This window comes from Saccharopolyspora gloriosae (assembly GCF_014203325.1).
Lineage (GTDB): Bacteria > Actinomycetota > Actinomycetes > Mycobacteriales > Pseudonocardiaceae > Saccharopolyspora_C > Saccharopolyspora_C gloriosae.
The window spans coordinates 4835813-4852793 of sequence record NZ_JACHIV010000001.1; the positions used below are offsets into that span (position 1 = coordinate 4835813).

The 16981-nt window shown below is 71.8% G+C and carries 9 protein-coding genes; 4 read left to right on the forward strand and 5 right to left on the reverse strand.

Annotation, left to right across the window (positions count from 1 at the left end):
• Positions 1-2: 2 nt before the first annotated feature.
• From BJ969_RS21000 to BJ969_RS21010, 3 genes are read right to left on the reverse strand one after another with little or no spacing between them, the layout of a single operon-like run.
• Positions 3-1562, reverse strand: a complete 1560-nt coding sequence (locus tag BJ969_RS21000) for an acyl-CoA carboxylase subunit beta (RefSeq protein ID WP_184481265.1) — start codon at positions 1560-1562, stop codon at positions 3-5.
• Positions 1559-8014 (reverse strand): type I polyketide synthase, encoded by a 6456-nt coding sequence (locus BJ969_RS21005; protein ID WP_184481267.1) that lies wholly within the window; start codon positions 8012-8014, stop codon positions 1559-1561. Before BJ969_RS21005 ends, BJ969_RS21000 begins: the two co-directional genes overlap by 4 nt.
• Positions 8007-9746: a fatty acyl-AMP ligase gene (locus tag BJ969_RS21010; protein WP_184481269.1), complete on the reverse strand. Its 1740-nt coding sequence runs from the start codon at positions 9744-9746 to the stop codon at positions 8007-8009. Before BJ969_RS21010 ends, BJ969_RS21005 begins: the two co-directional genes overlap by 8 nt.
• Before the next feature lie 551 nt (positions 9747-10297).
• Between BJ969_RS21010 and BJ969_RS21015 the strand changes: the two genes are divergently transcribed.
• Positions 10298-11539 carry a lipase family protein gene (locus tag BJ969_RS21015; RefSeq protein WP_184485602.1) on the forward strand — a complete coding sequence of 414 codons (1242 nt, stop codon included), beginning with the start codon at positions 10298-10300 and terminating at the stop codon, positions 11537-11539.
• Between the two features lie 146 nt (positions 11540-11685).
• Entirely contained in the window at positions 11686-12144 is a 459-nt protein-coding gene (gene soxR, locus BJ969_RS21020; protein ID WP_221315898.1) for a redox-sensitive transcriptional activator SoxR, read from the forward strand.
• 19 nt (positions 12145-12163) lie between these two features.
• On the opposite strand, the gene BJ969_RS21025 is transcribed toward soxR, so the two are convergent.
• On the reverse strand, positions 12164-12847 hold the full coding sequence (locus BJ969_RS21025) for a response regulator (RefSeq protein ID WP_184481273.1): 684 nt from the start codon (positions 12845-12847) through the stop codon (positions 12164-12166).
• Positions 12844-14439, reverse strand: coding sequence for a sensor histidine kinase (locus BJ969_RS21030; protein ID WP_184481275.1), 1596 nt, complete (start codon positions 14437-14439; stop codon positions 12844-12846). The genes BJ969_RS21025 and BJ969_RS21030 overlap by 4 nt, the downstream gene beginning before the upstream one ends.
• 156 nt (positions 14440-14595) lie before the next feature.
• Here BJ969_RS21030 and BJ969_RS21035 point away from each other — a divergent pair, with 156 nt between their 5' ends.
• A complete protein-coding gene (locus BJ969_RS21035; RefSeq protein ID WP_184481277.1) occupies positions 14596-15975 on the forward strand; it encodes a cation:dicarboxylate symporter family transporter in 1380 nt (459 codons plus the stop codon).
• Between the two features lie 63 nt (positions 15976-16038).
• Entirely contained in the window at positions 16039-16968 is a 930-nt protein-coding gene (locus BJ969_RS21040; protein ID WP_184481279.1) for a CE1 family esterase, read from the forward strand.
• Positions 16969-16981: the final 13 nt, after the last annotated feature.

Here is a 16981-nt window from a genome sequence, read left to right on the forward strand (position 1 = left end):
ACCTACAACGGCATGGTGCTGTGCTTCTTCGGAGGGACCTCCTGGCGCTTGTTCGCCAACAGCCGCAACGCCCGGCTCAGCTGCGCGCGCGTCGCCGACGGGCGGATCACGGCGTCGACGTAGCCGCGTTCGGCCGCGACGTAGGGCGTGGCCAGCGTCGACCGGTACTCCTCGACGAGCTTCGCGCGCACCGCCTCCTCGGTGCCGTTCGCCGCGGCCTCCGCGAGCTCCCGGCGGTGCAGCAGGCTCACCGCGCCGGACGCGCCCATCACCGCGATCTCCGCCGTCGGCCACGCCAGGTTCACGTCCGCGCCCAAGTGCTTGGACCCCATCACCGCGTAGCCGCCGCCGTAGGCCTTGCGCACCACGACCGTCACCTTCGGCACCGTCGCCTCGGAGTACGCGTAGATCAGCTTCGCGCCGCGGCGGATGATGCCCCGGCGCTCCTGCTCCAGCCCCGGCAGGTAGCCCGGCACGTCGGCGAACGTGAGCAGCGGCAGGTTGAACGCGTCGCAGAACCGCACGAACCGCGCCGCCTTCTCCGAGGCGTCGATGTCGATGGTGCCGGCGTTGTGCAACGGCTGGTTCGCGACCACCCCGACGCTGCGCCCGTCGATCCGGCCGAACGCGCAGAGCATGCTGCGCCCGAACAACGGCTGCACTTCCAGGAAATCGCCCTCGTCGAGGACGAGTTCCAGCACCCGGCGCATGTCGTAGGCCTCGTGCGGCTCGTCCGGCACCAGCGCGTCCAGTTCGGCCGCGCGGCCCGGATCGCCGGCCGGCTCGTAGTCCGGCAGCGAATCCTGGTTGTTCGACGGCAGGAAACCCAGCAGCGTGCGGGCCCAGTCGATCGCGTCCGCCTCGTCCTCCGCCAAGTGGTGGGCGTTGCCGGAGAGCTCGCTGTTGATCTGCGCGCCGCCGAGCTCCTCCGCGCCGGTGCGCTGGCCCGTCACCGACCGCACCACCTCCGGCCCGGTGACGAACATGTGCGCGGTGCCGCGCACCATCACCGTGAAATCGGTGATCGCGGGCGAGTACACCGCGCCGCCCGCGCACGGCCCCATGATCAACGACAGTTGCGGGATCACACCCGAGGCCAGCGAATTGCGCCTGCCCAGTTCCGCGTAGTACGCCAGCGACACCACGCCCTCCTGGATGCGGGCGCCCCCGGAATCGTTGATGCCCACGACGGGACAGCCGATGCGCATCGCCAGGTCCATGACCTTGAGCACCTTCTCCCCGCACACCTCGCCCATGCTGCCGCCGAACACGGTGAAGTCCTGCGCGAACACGCACACCGGCCGCCCGTCCACGGTGCCGTGGCCGGTGACCACACCGTCGCCGTAGGGCCGCGGCTCCCCCGGTGCGTACGACGTCCCCCGGTGCGCGGCGAACTCGTCGAGCTCCACGAAGGAGTCCTCGTCGAGCAGCAGCGCGATGCGTTCGCGGGCGGTGAGCTTGCCCTTCGCGTGCTGCTTGATCCGCGCCCGCTGATCGGCCTCGTGCACCGCCTCACCGTGCCGCCGCCGCAGGTCCTCGATGCGTTCCGCCGTGCCGGTCATGCGCCCTCCCTGGTCAACCGCGGTGCTTCCAGGTCCAGGACCCGCGCGAGGTGCGCCGTGATGACGTCCACGTTCGGCGGGTCGATCATCGAGAGGTGGTTGCCGGGAACCCGGACCACGTCGAGCCCGGGGACGATCTCGTCCCAGCCCAGCGCCTCATCGGTGCGCAGGTAGCGGGGATCCAGCGTGGTCGTGGTGGTCTCCGCCTCCTGCGCGCGGTAGAGCAGCACCCGGCCGTCGAACGGCTTCGGCCGGTACCGCTCCGCGATCCGGGCGTCCACATAGGACGTATATTGGTGGTGCAGCACGCCCGCGCCGATGCCGATGTCCGATGAGGACAGTGCCGTCATCACCCGCCGCATCTGCTCGTCCTCGTCGAGTTCCACCATCTCCTGCCACGGCAGGTCCAGCGCCACCCCGTAGGTGCGCTCGACGTGCTCGGCGAACCGCTCGTAGCGTCGCAGCACCAGTTCCGCCTGCGTGGCGCCCGGATCGGGCAGCGGCAGGATGGTGTCGATCAGGGCGACGAACTCGACCCGCTCGCCCAGCGCCGCGAACCGGCGCGCCGTCTCGTAGGCGAGGCAACCGCCGAACGACCAGCCGCCCAACCGGTACGGGCCCTCCGGTTGCCGCTCGCGGATCAGCTCCACGTAGCGCTCGGCCTTGAGCTCCACCGTGCCCAGGTCGTCCAGCCGCTCCAAGCCGAAGCACGGCTGGTCCGCGCCGAGCCCCGCCACCAGCGGCTGGTACACGCTGGTCGGCCCGCCCGCCGGGTGGAACAGGAACAGCGGGCGCCGCGCACCGGACTCGCGCAACGCGCGCACCGACCCGTCCGCGCCCTCGAAGCGGTGCCGCAGCCGGTCGGCCATCGCCGCCACCGTCGGTGCCGCGAACAGCTCCGCCACCTCGTCGCGCGAGCCCAAGCGCTCCCCGATCCGCTCCGCGACCCGCTCGGCCTGCTCCGGCGTGCCGCCCAGCGCGGCGAACTCGTCGGTCACGCCGAACTCGACCGCGCCCAGCACCTGCGCCCACAGGTGCGCGAGCCAGCGCTCCGTCGCGTCCCGCGGGCCGATCGTCGTCGGCCCCGCGGTCTCCGGCGCGGCGCCGAGGTCCAACTCCGCCGCCAAGTGCCGGGCGAGCTCGTCCAGGTTCGCGCCGCGCAGCAGCAGCGCCGCCGGCAGCTGCACTCCGAAGTCGCGCTCCACCGCGTTGCGGGCCCGGGTCGCCATCAGCGAGTCCAACCCGAGCATCGTCAACGGCGTCCGCGGATCCAGCTCTTCCGCCGCACCGCCCAGGATTCCGGCGATCTCACCCATCAGGTGCTCGGTGACGGCCCGCACCGCGGCGGCCGGATCGTCCGGCAAGGCGGCCACGTCGAACCTGCTCTCCGCGCCGCGCGCCGCGGTCGTCAGCAGCGGCCCGAACACGGGCCTGGAGCGCAGCGCCGGGAAGTGCTCCACCGCCCGGGCCGCGTCGAACCGCACCACCGCGGTCTGCGCCCGGCCCGACTTGAGCACCGCCTCCCACGCCTCCAGGCCCTCCGCCGGGCGCAGCGGGTCCAGCACCGCCGCCAGCGGGGACGTGGTCGCGCCGCCGACCTCGCTCCACGGGCCCCACTGGATCGTCTCCGCCGCCAGCCCCTGCTCGCGACGCGCCCGCACCAGCTCGTCCACCCAGCCGTTCGCGGCGGCGTAGGCGGCCTGACCGGGCGAGCCGAGCAGCGCCGCCGCCGAGGAGAACACCACCCACCAGTCCAGCTCCAGGTGCGCGGTGGCCTCGTGCAACCGCCACGCGCCGCGCGCCTTCGGCCGCCACACCTCGGCCATCGCGTCCTCGTCCAGCTGCGCGATCGGCCCGTCCCGCAGCACCCCGGCGGCGTGCACCGCGCCGTGCAGCGGCATCCCGCCCTCGGTTGCGGCGGCGACCAGCCGCTCGGCGACTCCCTTCGCCGCGACGTCACCGCCGACGACGCGGACCTCGACGCCCGCGTCCTCCCAGCGCGCGATCTCGGCCGCGGCCGCCGCCGACGGGGCGCTGCGACCGCCCAGCACGACCCGGCGCGCACCGCGTTCCACGAGCCGGCCCGCGACCGCGCGGCCCAGACCGCCGAGCCCGCCGGTGATCACGTAGGCGCCGGGGCGCACCACACGACCGGGACGCGGGCGGACCGGTTCGGCCCGGTGCAGCCGCGCCACCGTCCGCTCGGTGCCGCGCCAGCGGACCTCGTCCTCCGGGGAGTCGGCGAGCAGTTCCGCCGCCAGCGACGCGGGCACCGCGCCGTCCGAATCCACCAGCGACGCCCGCAACTCCGGGTGTTCCAGCGCCAGCACCCGGATCAGCGAGCGCAGCCCCCAACCCGAACCCGCGGGGTCCGATGTGGACAGCCACAGTCGGACTCCCGCGTCCCGCGCGACCAGTTCGCGCACCACCCCGGCCACCACGAGCACGTGCTGCCTGCGGCGCCCCACCGGCCCGCTCTCCCCGTCGACCGCCAGCACCACGCCGCGCGGCGGGTGCTCGGCGTCCCCGGCGAGCAGGTCGAGCCCGGTTCCGGGCCTGCGGGCGTTGCCGTGCACCACGCGCTGCCCGGCGTCGCGCAACGCCCCGGCGACCTGGTCTCCGTCGCCGAGCACCAGCCAGCTGCCCGCACGCGCACCGGCGCTCGGCGGCAGCTGCGCCGACTCCCAGCGCAACTCCAGGAAGGCCTCCTCGAGCGGTCGCGGCGGGGCTTGCAGGGCACGGGCGCGGACCTCGGCGATCTCCAGCACCGGATCGCCCGCCACGTCGGTGACCAGCACCGATCCGACCGGTTCCGCTCCACCCGCGAGCAGCCGCGCGTGGCAGCGCACCTCGTCGGGCACCGCGCGCAGCACCCGCACGCCCCGCAGTTCGACCGGAACACCGATGCCGGTGCCGTCCGGCTCGACACCGCCGCCGGGGCCGATGCCCGCGGCGATCAGGGCTTGCAGGCAGGCGTCGACCAGCGCCGGGTGCGCGGTGAACCGCTCCGCGTCGTCGGCCTCTGCGGGCAGTGCGACCTCGGCGACCGCGACTCCCCCGGCCGCCCGCGCCGCGCGCACGCCCCGGAACGCCGGGCCGTAGTGCTGACCGGCCGCGCGCAGGAACCCGTAGAGCTCGACCGGATCACCGTCCACATCGGACTCCACTGCGGGCCGGTCCTGCCCGGCCCGGCTCAGCACGGCCGCCGCGTGGCAGGTCCAGCTCCCGGCCAGCGACCGGGTGTGCACCTCCACGCGCGCCGACCAGGCGTCGTCCGGCCGGAACGTGGTCGTGACCGGCACCGACGCCGCCAGCGGCAGCACCCGGTGCAGCTCCAGCGACTCCACGCTCAGCTGGACCGGTTCGACGTCGAGCACCTCGGCCGCCGCCGCCAACACCATCTCCAGGTACCCGGTGGCGGGCAGCACCGGTGTGTCGTGCACCCGGTGGTCCGCCAGCCACGGCAGCCGCTCGACACCGACGTCCCCGCGCCACGCGCAGCCGCCGTCGGGCAGGTCCACCCGCGCCCCGAGCAGCGGATGCCCCGGCAACGCGGGCGTCGAATCCCGCGCCACCCAATGGGATTCGTGCTGCCAGGACGGCAACGGCAGATCCACCAGCCTGCCGCGCCGGTACGCGGTCGGCGGGACCCGTCCCGCGGCGTGCAGCTCGGCGAGCGCCGAGCGGAAGGTCACGGTGTCGTCGGTGCCGCGGCGGCCGGTGAACACCACCACCGGATCCACCACTCCCGCCGCGGTCAGCGTCTCCTCGATCGCCGACGCCGCCACCGGATGCGGCGCCAACTCCACCACCGCGTCGAAACCGGCCTCCGCGGCGGCGCGCACCGCCTGCTCGAACAGCACCGGGCTGCGCAGGTTGCGCACCCAGTACCCGGCGTCGAACGCGGGCGCCGCGGCGGGATCCACCGTGCTGAACACCGCCGTGGCCGGTTCGCGCGGAGCGAGCCCGGACAGCTCCTCCCTCAGCCGGGCCAGCACGCCGTCCACCGCCGAGGTGTGGCCCGCGCCCGCGACACCGAGCGCGCGGGCCATCCGGCCGTCCCGCTCGACGTGCGACACCGCGCGCGCCACCTCATCGGCGGGGCCCGCGATCGTGCAGCGGCGCGGCGCCGCGCGCACGGCGACGGTCACGCCGGAGAACAGCCGCGACAGCTCCGCGGCCTCCGCCTCCGTCGCCTCCACGGCCGCCATCGCCCCGGCACCGGAAGAGTCCACTTCGGACAGCAAGCCGGACCGGGCGATCATCACCCGCAGCCCGTCGGAAACGTCCAACGCACCGGACACGGCCGCCGCCGCCACCTCACCGAGCGAATGCCCGATCACCGCGGCCGGTTCCACGCCGTGCGCGCGCCACATCGCGGCGTAGGCGACCTGCAGGCCGAACAGCACCAGCTGCGTGCGCCGCACATCCCCCGCTCCGTCGTCGTCGAGCAGCGCCGCGCGCAGCGAAAACCCGCAGCGCGCCCGGTAATCCGGGTCGAGCCGGTCGACCTCGGCGGCGAACACCGGCTCGTCCGCCAGCAACTCGCGGGCCATGCCCGTCCACTGCGACCCGTAACCCGAGAAGACCCACACGACGCCCTTCGCCCGGGGCGCCCCGCGGCCACGCACGCCACCGGTGCCCGCCGCGAGGCCGCGCAGACCCGCCACCAGCTCGTCCCGGCCGCGGCCCACGACCACTCCGCGCTCCGCGTGCCGGGCGCGCCGCCAGGTCAAGGTGTGGCCGACGTCGTTGAGCGACGCCGCACGCCCCACCGGTGTGTCCAGCCAGTCCGCCAGATCCGCCGCCGCACGGCGCAACCGGTCGTCGGTGGCGCCGGACACGAGCAGGGAATGCACCCCCGGGCCGTCCGGTTCGCGGCGCCGCGACGGCATCCGCCGCCACCCCTCCAGCACCACGTGGGCGTTGGTGCCGCCGAACCCGAACCCGGACACCCCGGCACGGGCCGCGCCGGAGTACTTCGGCCAATTCCGCGGCTCCGCCACCACTTCCAGCTTCGCCTGCTCGAACGGGATGTGCGGATTCGGATTCGCGTAGTGCAGGCTCGCGGGCAACCGGCCGTGGTGCATCGACAGCACCACCTTGATCAACCCGGCGATGCCCGCCGCCGCCTCCAGGTGCCCCAGGTTCGTCTTCGCCGACCCGAGCAGCAGCGGACGCTCCTGCCCGCGACCGCCCGCGAACACCGCGCGCAACCCCTCGGCCTCGATCGGATCCCCGAGCAACGTGCCCGTCCCGTGCGCCTCGACGTAATCCACCACCGACGGATCAAGATCGGCGTGCGCGTACGCCCGGCGCAGCAACTCGGCCTGCGCCGCCGGATTCGGCGCCATCAGACCGTTGGACCGCCCATCGGAGTTCACCGCCGAACCCCGCACCACCGCCAGAATCCGGTCGCCGTCCCGGTTCGCGTCCGCCAAGCGCTTGAGCACGACCACGCCGCACCCCTCACCGCGCACGATGCCGTCGGCCGCGCCGTCGAACGCCTTGCACCGGCCGTCGCCCGCCAGCGCGCCCGCCCGGTGGAAGTTCGCCGTGATCGCCGGGGACAGCAGCAGGTTCACGCCCCCGGCCAGCGCCACCCGGCTCTCCCCCGAACGCAGGCTCGCGCACGCCTGGTGCACCGCGACCAGCGACGACGAGCAGGCCGTGTCCACCGCCATGCTCGGCCCGCGCAGGTCCAAGAAGTACGACAACCGGTTCGCCACGATGGACATCGCCGCCCCGGTGCCCGTCCAGGCGTCCACCGCCCGCAGCTCGCGCGTCGTCAACGCGCCGTACTCCGTCGACGACACCCCGACGAACACGCCCGTCGCGCTACCGCGCAGCGCCGACGGAACGACCCCGGCGTGCTCCAACGCCTCCCACGCGACCTCCAGCAGCAGTCGCTGCTGCGGATCCATCACCGCCGCCTCCGTCGGGGAGACCTCGAAGAACTCGGCGTCGAACTCGTCCACGCCGTCGAGGAAACCGCCCGCCCGCGGCAACTTCGCCAACGCCGGGTCGGCCCCGGCGAACCGCTCCCAGCGCCCCTCCGGCACCTCGCCGATGCCGTGCGCGCCGGACGACAGCAGATCCCAATAGCCTTCCGGCCCCCGAGCGCCGGGGAACCGGCACCCCACGCCGACCACCGCGATCGGCGCATCCGGCTCCGGATCGCGCGGACGGGGCAGCACATCCGGCTCCTCGTCGCCCGCGCCCGCCGACAACGCGTCCACGAGCCGATCGATCGTCGGGTGCTCCCACAGCAGCGTCGGCGGCAACCGGCGCCCCACCAGGTCCTGCACCTGGCCCGCCAGCGACACCGCCTGCCGCGACGACAACCCGAACTCGTGGAACGGGCGATCGGTCACGACCTCGCCCGCCCCGATCCCCAGCAACTCGGCGATCCAGCCCACCAGCCGATCGCGGATCTCGGCGCGATCAGGCATGCGCGGCCTCCAAGTAGCGCTCCCGGCACAGCCTGCGCGCGACCTTGCCGCTGGACGTGCGCGGCACCACGTCCGGCTCCACCAGCATCAGGTCCGACACCACCACGCCGTGCTCGGCCGACACCGCCGCGCACACCATGCGCGTGATCTCGTGCTGATCGCGGTCGGCCTCCGAGACGCGGCGGGAGAACTCGGCGACGACCACCAGCCGCTCGCCGTCCTCACCGGTGGTGGAGAACGCGGCGCTGTGGTGCTTGCGCAGCGCGGGATGCGCCTGCTCCACGGTGAGCTCCACGTCCTGCGGGTAGTGGTTGCGGCCGTCGATGATGATCACGTCCTTCATCCGGCCGGTGATGAACAGCTCCCCGTCGTGGATCGCGCCGAGATCACCGGTGCGCAGCCAGTCCGCCGCGGGAAGTTCCGCGGGAGCGCCGACGAGCTCGGCGTGGAAGGTCTCCTGGTCGTCGCGGCCCCAATAGCCCTGGCCGGTGTTCGGGCCGCGCACCCAGATCTCGCCCACCGCCCCGTCCGGCAGCACCGACCTCGAAGCCGGGTCCACCACCACGATCCGCTGCCCCACCGGACGACCGCAGGACACCAGTTCGTTGACCACGTCCACCGGGTCCTGCGGTGGTTCCGCCCGGCCCAGCGCCAGCTGCTCCCGGCCGAATCGGACGACCTTCGGCTCCGCGCCGGACCCGGTCACCGAGACGAACACGGTCGCCTCCGCCAGCCCGTAGGAGCAGCGGTGCGTCTCCGGGCGAAGCCCGCAGTCGGCGAACGCGGCGTTGAACCGCTGCAACGTCGCCGGCCGCACCGGCTCGCTGCCGTTGATCAACGAGATCACGTCGTCCAGGCGCAGCCACGCCTTCTCGTCCTCGCCGACGCGCGCCGCGCAGAAGTCGTAGGCGAAGTTCGGCGCCGCGCTGATCGCGCCCGGATGGTCCGAGAGCAACCGCAGCCAGCGACCGGGCCGCTGCAGGAACGCCACCGGATCCATCAGCACCGACGGGATCGACCCGACCAGCGGAGCCGCCACCGACAGCACCAGCCCCATGTCGTGGAACAGCGGCAACCAGCTCACCGACACCGCGTCCGGTTCCGTCCCGCCGTAGGCCTCCAGCGCCTGCCGCGCGTTGGCCAGCACGTTCGCGTGCGTCAGCTCGACACCGGCGGGGACCCGGGTCGACCCCGAGGTGTACTGGAGGTACGCCAAGTCGTCCGGGCCGATCTCCGGGCGCCGGTAGTCGTCGGCGAGCGCCGCGGGCAGCGTCTCCACCGCCGCGCAGTGGCGCGCCGCACCACCGCGGATCATCTCCCGCACCTGGTCGAACGAGCCCTTCGAGGTCAGCGCGCAACTCGGGGAGCAGCTGTCCAGCACGCGCTCCAGGCGGTCGGTGTGGCCCGGCAGGTCGGGGGTGAACAGCGGGACCGCGATCAACCCGGCGTGCACCGCGCCGAGGAAACCGACCACGTACTCCAAGCCCTGCGGCGCCATGATCGCCACCCGGTCACCCGGCTCGCAGCGGGCCTGCAGCCACGCCGCCACCGCCCGCACCCGCTGGTGCAGCTCGAACCAGGACAACGACCACGCCACGCCGTCCCGGCTGGTGTCGAAGTCGACGAAGGTGAGGGCGATCTCGTCGCCCGACTCCTGCGCCGCCGCCACCAGCGGATCCGTCAGCAGCCGGGCCGCGTGGTCGGTGAACGGATCATCGGCCCTCGTCAGCATGAGAACTCCCTTCGCAAGATGTCCGGGATTCGACGCCGGCGGGAGGCGGACACCACCGCCCGACTTCACCGGCGAGCAAGTGAACAGAAATTGTCACGCGAGTTCCGCAGTGTCAAGGAACGACCATTCACCACCCGCACGGAGTCATTCATAGCGAACCCGCGTGACCATTTACGGGAGGATCATTATCACGACCGTGACAATCATCGATGACATCCGAAGCGGAGCCACTCAGCGCGAAATCCTCGTCACGACGACACCATGACCAGGTCATACAAAAGTTCATACCAGATCAAGCAGCCGGGTCGATTACTCCCATCAGAGTATTGCCAAATCGTACCGGGTATTTCACATTCACATCGCAGAACAGCGCGCTTCGAAGCGTTTCCGGCACCATTCCCCGAGTTTCCCGAATCCGGCGGAAGGCCGGAAAACCGGCGGTGCCTCGTTTCACCACGACGCCCGATCCGGACGCTTCGAGGAGCATCAACGGAGATCGCTCGAATGAGCTGGAGGAACGCACGTTGACTTCGAACCGCCGCACCCGCCGAATGCGGGCCGCCACCGGAGCCGCGCTCGCCGCGGCCGTGCTGGCGGTCCTGGCCGCCCAGCCGGTGCAGGCCGCAGCCCCCGGCAACCCCGACACCGGCAGCCCCGCGGCAGGACCGCTCGGCGCCGACCTGCCGCCCGGCCCGTTCGACGACTCCTTCTACCTCCCCCCGCCCGCACCACCGCAAGGACGGCCCGGCGACATCATCCGGTGGCGGCCCGCGTTCCCCGGCAGCAACGCCGCCAACGCCGACGCCTGGCAGGTGATGTACCTGTCCACCAACGCCCGGGGCGAGCGCAACACCGTCGTCGGCACGATCCTCGTCCCCAAGGGGGTCGACGCCGCCCAAGCGCACATCGTCGGATTCGGGCCGGGCACCCAAGGCCCCGCGTTCAAGTGCGCCCCGTCCAAAGCGATGGAACGCGGCACCCTCTACGACCAGCCCGCCATCAACGACGCGCTCTCCGCCGGCTACGCCGTCGCCCTCACCGACTACGAGGGATACGCGCCCGGCGAAGCCAACAAGCCCACCTACATCGTCGGCCGCTCCGAAGGACCCGCGCTGCTCGACGCGGTCCGCGCGGCGCAGCGCCTCCCGCAGGCCGGACTGTCGCCCGACGCCCAGGTCGCCCTCCAGGGCTACTCGCAAGGCGGCGGAGCCGTCATGTGGGCCGGGGAGATGCAGCCGGACTACGCGCCCGAACTCGACCTCGTCGGAGTCGCGGGCGGCGGCGTTCCCGCCGACCTCAACGAAGTGGCCGCGGGCCTCGACGGCTACGTCGGCTTCGGCTTCCTCGCGTTCGCCGCCACCGGCCTGGACTTCAGCTACCCCGACCTGGCGCTGGACTCCTACCTCAACGAGACCGGCCGGGCCGACCTCGCCGACGCCCGCGAGAACGACTGCGTGGTGGAGCTGCTCGCCAAGTACCCGTTCAAGAAGATCAGCGACTACACCCACACCGACCCGCTGCCCACCGCGGAATGGCAGCAGCGCCTCGCGGAGAACAAGCTCGGCCAGGGCCGCATCAACGCACCCGTGTTCCAGTACCACGCCACCACCGACGAGATCGTCAACACGCCGCAAGCCGAGGCGCTGCGCTCCACCTACTGCGCCAAAGGCATGGACGTGACCTGGAAGACCTACCCCAGCGACCACCTCACCGGCATCTTCGCCGGCAACGCCGACGCCGGGCGGTTCCTCGCCGACCGCTTCGCCGGAAAACCCACCACCCCCAACTGCTGACCGCGCACGTGGCGGGGATCCGGCCGCACCGGACCCCGCCACCCGCGTCCTTACCGCTGAGGTTCCGCCACCCGACCCCGACTCAGGCCAAGACCGATCCGCGAATTCTTAGACTTAAGGTTAACTCCAGGGCTACCGTGGAAGGCATGTCGAAACTCCCGCAGCTGCTCACCATCGGCGAAGTCGCCCACCGCAGCGGAGTCGCCCAGACCGCTCTGCGGTTCTACGAGCAACGCGGCCTCATCACCTCCACCCGGACCAGCGGCAACCAACGCCGCTACGAACGCGCCGTGCTGCGCAGGCTCGCGTTCATCCGCGCCGCGCAACGCGTCGGGCTCAGCCTCGAACAGGTCGCCGACGCGCTCTCCACGCTGCCCACCGACCACGCGCCCACCAAAGCCGACTGGACCCGGCTGTCCCGGTCCTGGCGCGACGAACTCGACGCCCGCATCGACGGGCTGCAACGACTCCGGGACCGGCTCAGCGGCTGCATCGGCTGCGGCTGCCTGTCCCTGCGCACCTGCTCGCTGAACAACGCCGACGACCAGATGGCCGACTACGGACCGGGCTCCCCGCTGCTCACACCGTCCGGAGAACGCGGATGAGCACCGGTGTGACCGGCTCCTACCCGTGCTGCTCGGCCCAGCTGTAGAACATCTCCGGACGACCGACTCCGCCGTAGCGCGGATCGCGGCGCGCCATGCCGTTGTCGACGAGGTACTCCAGGTAACGGCGCGCAGTCACCCTCGACACACCGGCCAGCTCCCCCACCGCGCCCGCGGCAGCGCCCTCCCGGTGCGCGCGCAACGCCGACACCACGGCGGCCAGCGTCTCCTCCCCCATGCCCTTCGGCAGCGACGCGCGATCCACCCCGCGCAACGTGGAGAACGCCCGGTCGATCTCGCTCTGCCCGCTGGCCTCCCGATCATGGCCGAGGCTCTGGCGGAACCGCGCGTAGTGCTCCAGCTTCTCCCGCATCGCCGCGAACGTGAACGGTTTCAGCAAGTACTGCACCACACCGCTGGCGACCGACGCGCGCACCACCTTCAAGTCCCGCGCGGAGGTCACCGCGATCACGTCGGCGTTGCTGCCCGCGTTGCGCAACGCCCGCGCCACCGCCAACCCGTCCATGTCCGGCAACCGCAGATCCAGCAGCACCAGATCCACGTGGGTGTGGTCCAGGAACCGCAACGCGTCCTGCCCGGTGCGCGCACGGCCCGCGACCTCGAAACCGTCCACCCGGTTCACGTACATCTCATGGGCCTCACCGGCCACCGGGTCGTCCTCCACGACCAGCACCGAGATCACGAGGTCACCTCGGGCAGCGGGATCCGCACCGTGAACACCGCCCCCGGCCCACCGGTGACGCGCACCGAGCCGCCGTAGCGGCGCGCGCTGCGCCCCACCAGCGCCAGCCCCAGACCGCGCCCCGACCGCTTCGTGGACCAGCCGCGTTCGAACACCGCCCCGGTCGCCGCCGCAGGCACCCCCGGCCCGTTGTCGGACACCACGACCAGCAGCTGGTCCGCCTCGGAGCGCACGCTGACCTCGACCCGCGGCGACGGGACCTCCTGCGTCGCCTCCACCGCGTTGTCGATCAAGTTGCCCAGGATCGTCACCAGGTCCCGCGAACTGACCCGCTCCACCACGCGATCATCGACCTCACTGTCCTCGGACAGCACTACCTCCACACCCCGCTCCCGCGCCTCCGCGCTCTTGCCCAGCAGGACCGCCGCCAGCACCGGCTCACCCACGGCACCCACGACCCGATCGGTGAGCTGCTGCGCCAGCTCCAGCTCCGAGGTGGCGAACGCGACGGCCTCCTCGACGCGGCCCAGTTCGATCAGCGACACGACCGCGTGCAACCGGTTCGCCGACTCGTGCGCCTGCGAGCGCAACGACTCCGAGAACCCGCGCATCGAATCCAGCTCGCCCGTCAACGCCTGCAGCTCGGTGTGGTCCCGCAACGTCACGACGCTGCCCAAGTCCCGGCCACCGCTGCGCACGGCGGAAACGTTGACCAGCAGCACCCGATCATCGGTCACGTGCACCTCGTCGCGCACCGGACTCCGCGAGGCGAGCGTGTCCACCAACGACTCCGGAAAACCCAGGTCCGCGGGACGTGCGCCCTCCGCCTCGGCCGGATCCAACCCCATCAGCTCGGCCGCCCCATCGTTGCACAGCGTCACCGCACCCGACGGCGCCACCAGCAGCAACCCCTCGCGGACCGCGTGCAGGATGGCCTCGTGGTACTCGTACATGCGGCTCAGCTCCGCCGGGGCCAGCCCGTGCGTGTGCCTGCGCAACCGCCCCGCCACCAGGTAGCTCGCCAGCCCGCCGAACAGCAGCGCGACAGCACCGACCCCGGCCAACACGAGGATCTGCCCGTTCAGCTCGGCCGTCAGCACCCGCACTGTGATGCCCACCGACACCAACGCCCGCACCCGGCCCGACTCGTCGAACACCGGCGCGACGACGCGCACCGACGGGCCGAGCGTGCCCGCGTAGGTCTCGGTGAGCAGCCGTCCCTGCTGCGCCTGCCCGATGTTGCCCAGGAACCGCTTGCCGATCAGCGCCGGATTCGGATGGGTGTAGCGGATGCCCGACGGGTCCATGATCGTGATGAAGCCGACGCCGGTGGCCGACCGGACCCGCTCCGCCAACGGCTGCAAGGTCCGCGACGGATCACGCTGAGCCAGCGAGCCACTCACTTCGGGTGATACTGCGAGCGTGTTCGCCACCCCGGCGACCTCCTCGGCCGCCGCGTGCTCGGTGCGCCGCTGCGCATCCAGGTACCCGAGCACCACACCCGCCAGCACCACCACGGCCACGACCACCACTTGCAGGACGAACAGCCGCGCCGCGAGGCTCGGTCGCCCGATTCGACGGAAATACGACATGGCGTTGTTGTTGCCCCCGCATGAACTCAATGAACACAACCGTGACGGTCACCACCTGTGAGTCCGATAGTCTCCCCGACGTACTCGTGACCCAAGACACGACCGAATGAGTGATCGCCGACCCCCGTGATCGGTACATCGCAGTAGGAGTTGACCGTGCCAAGCAAAGACGCTGCACCCGAGGCCGCCGGTGCACCGCCGAAGAAGCGGGACCGCACCCACTTCCTCTACATCTTCGTCATCGTGGCGGTCCTGGCCGGCATCGCGGTCGGATTCGCCTTCCCCGACTTCGCCACCGCGCTGAAACCCCTGGGCACCGGCTTCGTCAACCTCATCAAGATGATGATCTCGCCGGTCATCTTCTGCACCATCGTGCTCGGCGTCGGCAGCGTTCGGCAGGCCGCGAAGGTCGGCAAGGTCGGTGGACTCGCGCTCGGCTACTTCATGGTGATGTCGCTGGTGGCGCTCGTCGTGGGCCTCCTGGTCGGCAACGTGCTGCACCCCGGCGAAGGCCTGCAGCTGACCGAAGAGCTGCGCAACAGCGGAACCGAACAGGCTCCCGCCGAAGCCGAAGGGCTCAGCGGATTCCTGATCGGGATCATCCCGAACACCCTGGTCTCCGCCCTCACCGAAGGCGAAGTGCTGCAGACCCTCCTGGTGGCGCTGCTGGCCGGATTCGCCCTGCAGTCCCTCGGCGACAAGGGCGCCCCGATCCTGCGCGGCATCGAGCACATCCAGCGGCTCGTGTTCAAGATCCTCGCCATGGTCATGTGGGTGGCCCCGATCGGCGCGTTCGGCGCCATCGCGGCCGTGGTCGGCGCGACCGGCGTGGACGCCCTCAAGGGCCTCGGCGTCATCATGGGCGGCTTCTACATCACCTGCGTGCTGTTCATCTTCCTCGTGCTGGGGCCGCTGCTGTGGGCCTTCGCGCGGGTCAACGTGTTCAAGCTCCTCGGCTACCTCGGCCGGGAGTTCCTGCTGATCCTGTCCACCTCCTCGTCGGAGGCGGCGCTGCCGCGGCTGATCGCGAAGATGGAGCACCTCGGCGTCAGCAAGCCGGTCGTGGGCATCACGGTGCCGACCGGGTACTCGTTCAACCTCGACGGCACCGCGATCTACCTGACGATGGCATCGCTGTTCATCGCTTCGGCGATGGGCCAGCCGCTGTCGATCGGCGAGCAGATCTCGCTGCTGGTGTTCATGATCATCGCGTCGAAGGGCGCGGCGGGCGTGAGCGGTGCAGGCTTGGCGACGCTGGCCGGTGGCCTGCAATCGCACCGCCCGGAACTCGTGGACGGCGTCGGCCTCATCGTCGGCATCGACCGCTTCATGTCCGAAGCCCGCGCGCTGACGAACTTCGCGGGCAACGCGATCGCCACCGTCATCATCGGCTCCTGGACCAAGGAGATCGACCGCGAGCAGATGCAACGGGTGTTCAACAAGGAAGACCCGTTCAACGAGCAGAGCTTCCTCGACGAGGAGGACACCTCGGCGGCCGAGAAGCCCGGCAAGGAACCCGCCGCGGCGACCCAGTAACGAGGAGCACGGACAACAGCAGCGGGCGCGCCGCGACGGCCCGCGCCGAGACAGGAGTCGAAGATGCACCGAGCAGTGCTGAGCCTGCTGATCACCCTCGGCGCGGTAGCCGCCACCGGCGCGCCCGCCCACGCCACCACCGCACCGGACCGGCCGCTGCCGCGCACCGGCTGCGGCGACACCCCCGGCATCGAACCCGGCACCACCGCCCGCCAGGAGATCACCTCCGGCGACCGGACGCGGGAATACCTCGTGCACGTGCCGCAGAACTACGACCCCGAACGGCCCACGCCGGTGGCGCTGTCCTTCCACGGACACACCCGCAGCGCCGAATACCAGGAAGAGCTGTCCGGGTTCTCCGAACTGGACGCCATCGCCGTCTACCCGCAAGGCCTCGTCGGCACCGACGGCGGCACGGCGTGGGAAGGCGCGCCCTACTCCGCGGACGCCGACGACGTCCGGTTCACCAGCGACCTGCTCGACCAGGTGGAGGACGACCTCTGCGTGGACCCGGACCGCATCTACGCGGCGGGCAAGTCCAACGGCGGCGGCTTCACCGAAGTGCTCGCCTGCCGCCTCGGCGACCGCATCGCCGCGTTCGCACCCGTCGCCGGCGCCTACTACCCGCAGAGCGGTGCATGCCGGCCGTCCGAACCGGTGCCGATGATCTCCTTCCACGGCACCGCCGACGACACCATCCCCTACGACGGCGACCCGGACAAAGGCCTGCCCGCGATCCCCGACTGGCTCGGCGAATGGGCCGAACACGACGAGTGCGACGCGGACCCGATCACCGAACACCCGCAGCCGCAGGTCACCCGCCAGCACTGGACCGACTGCGCGGACCGGGGCGCGCTGGTGCACTACCGGATCGACGAACTCGGCCACGACTGGCCGAGCCGCTCGTCCAACCCCGACTCCGACAAGCCCACCGTGATCGAAGCGACCCCGCTGATCTGGGAGTTCTTCCAAGACCACCCGCTGAACGCCTGACGGGTGCCCACGA

Coding starts and splice junctions, on each gene's coding strand:
- BJ969_RS21000 (WP_184481265.1), bottom strand. CDS start 1,562: ATGACCGGCACGGCGGAACGCATCGAGGACCTGCGGCGGCGGCACGGT.
- BJ969_RS21005 (WP_184481267.1), bottom strand. CDS start 8,014: ATGCCTGATCGCGCCGAGATCCGCGATCGGCTGGTGGGCTGGATCGCC.
- BJ969_RS21010 (WP_184481269.1), bottom strand. CDS start 9,746: ATGCTGACGAGGGCCGATGATCCGTTCACCGACCACGCGGCCCGGCTG.
- BJ969_RS21015 (WP_184485602.1), top strand. CDS start 10,298: ATGCGGGCCGCCACCGGAGCCGCGCTCGCCGCGGCCGTGCTGGCGGTC.
- soxR (WP_221315898.1), top strand. CDS start 11,686: ATGTCGAAACTCCCGCAGCTGCTCACCATCGGCGAAGTCGCCCACCGC.
- BJ969_RS21030 (WP_184481275.1), bottom strand. CDS start 14,439: ATGTCGTATTTCCGTCGAATCGGGCGACCGAGCCTCGCGGCGCGGCTG.
- BJ969_RS21040 (WP_184481279.1), top strand. CDS start 16,039: ATGCACCGAGCAGTGCTGAGCCTGCTGATCACCCTCGGCGCGGTAGCC.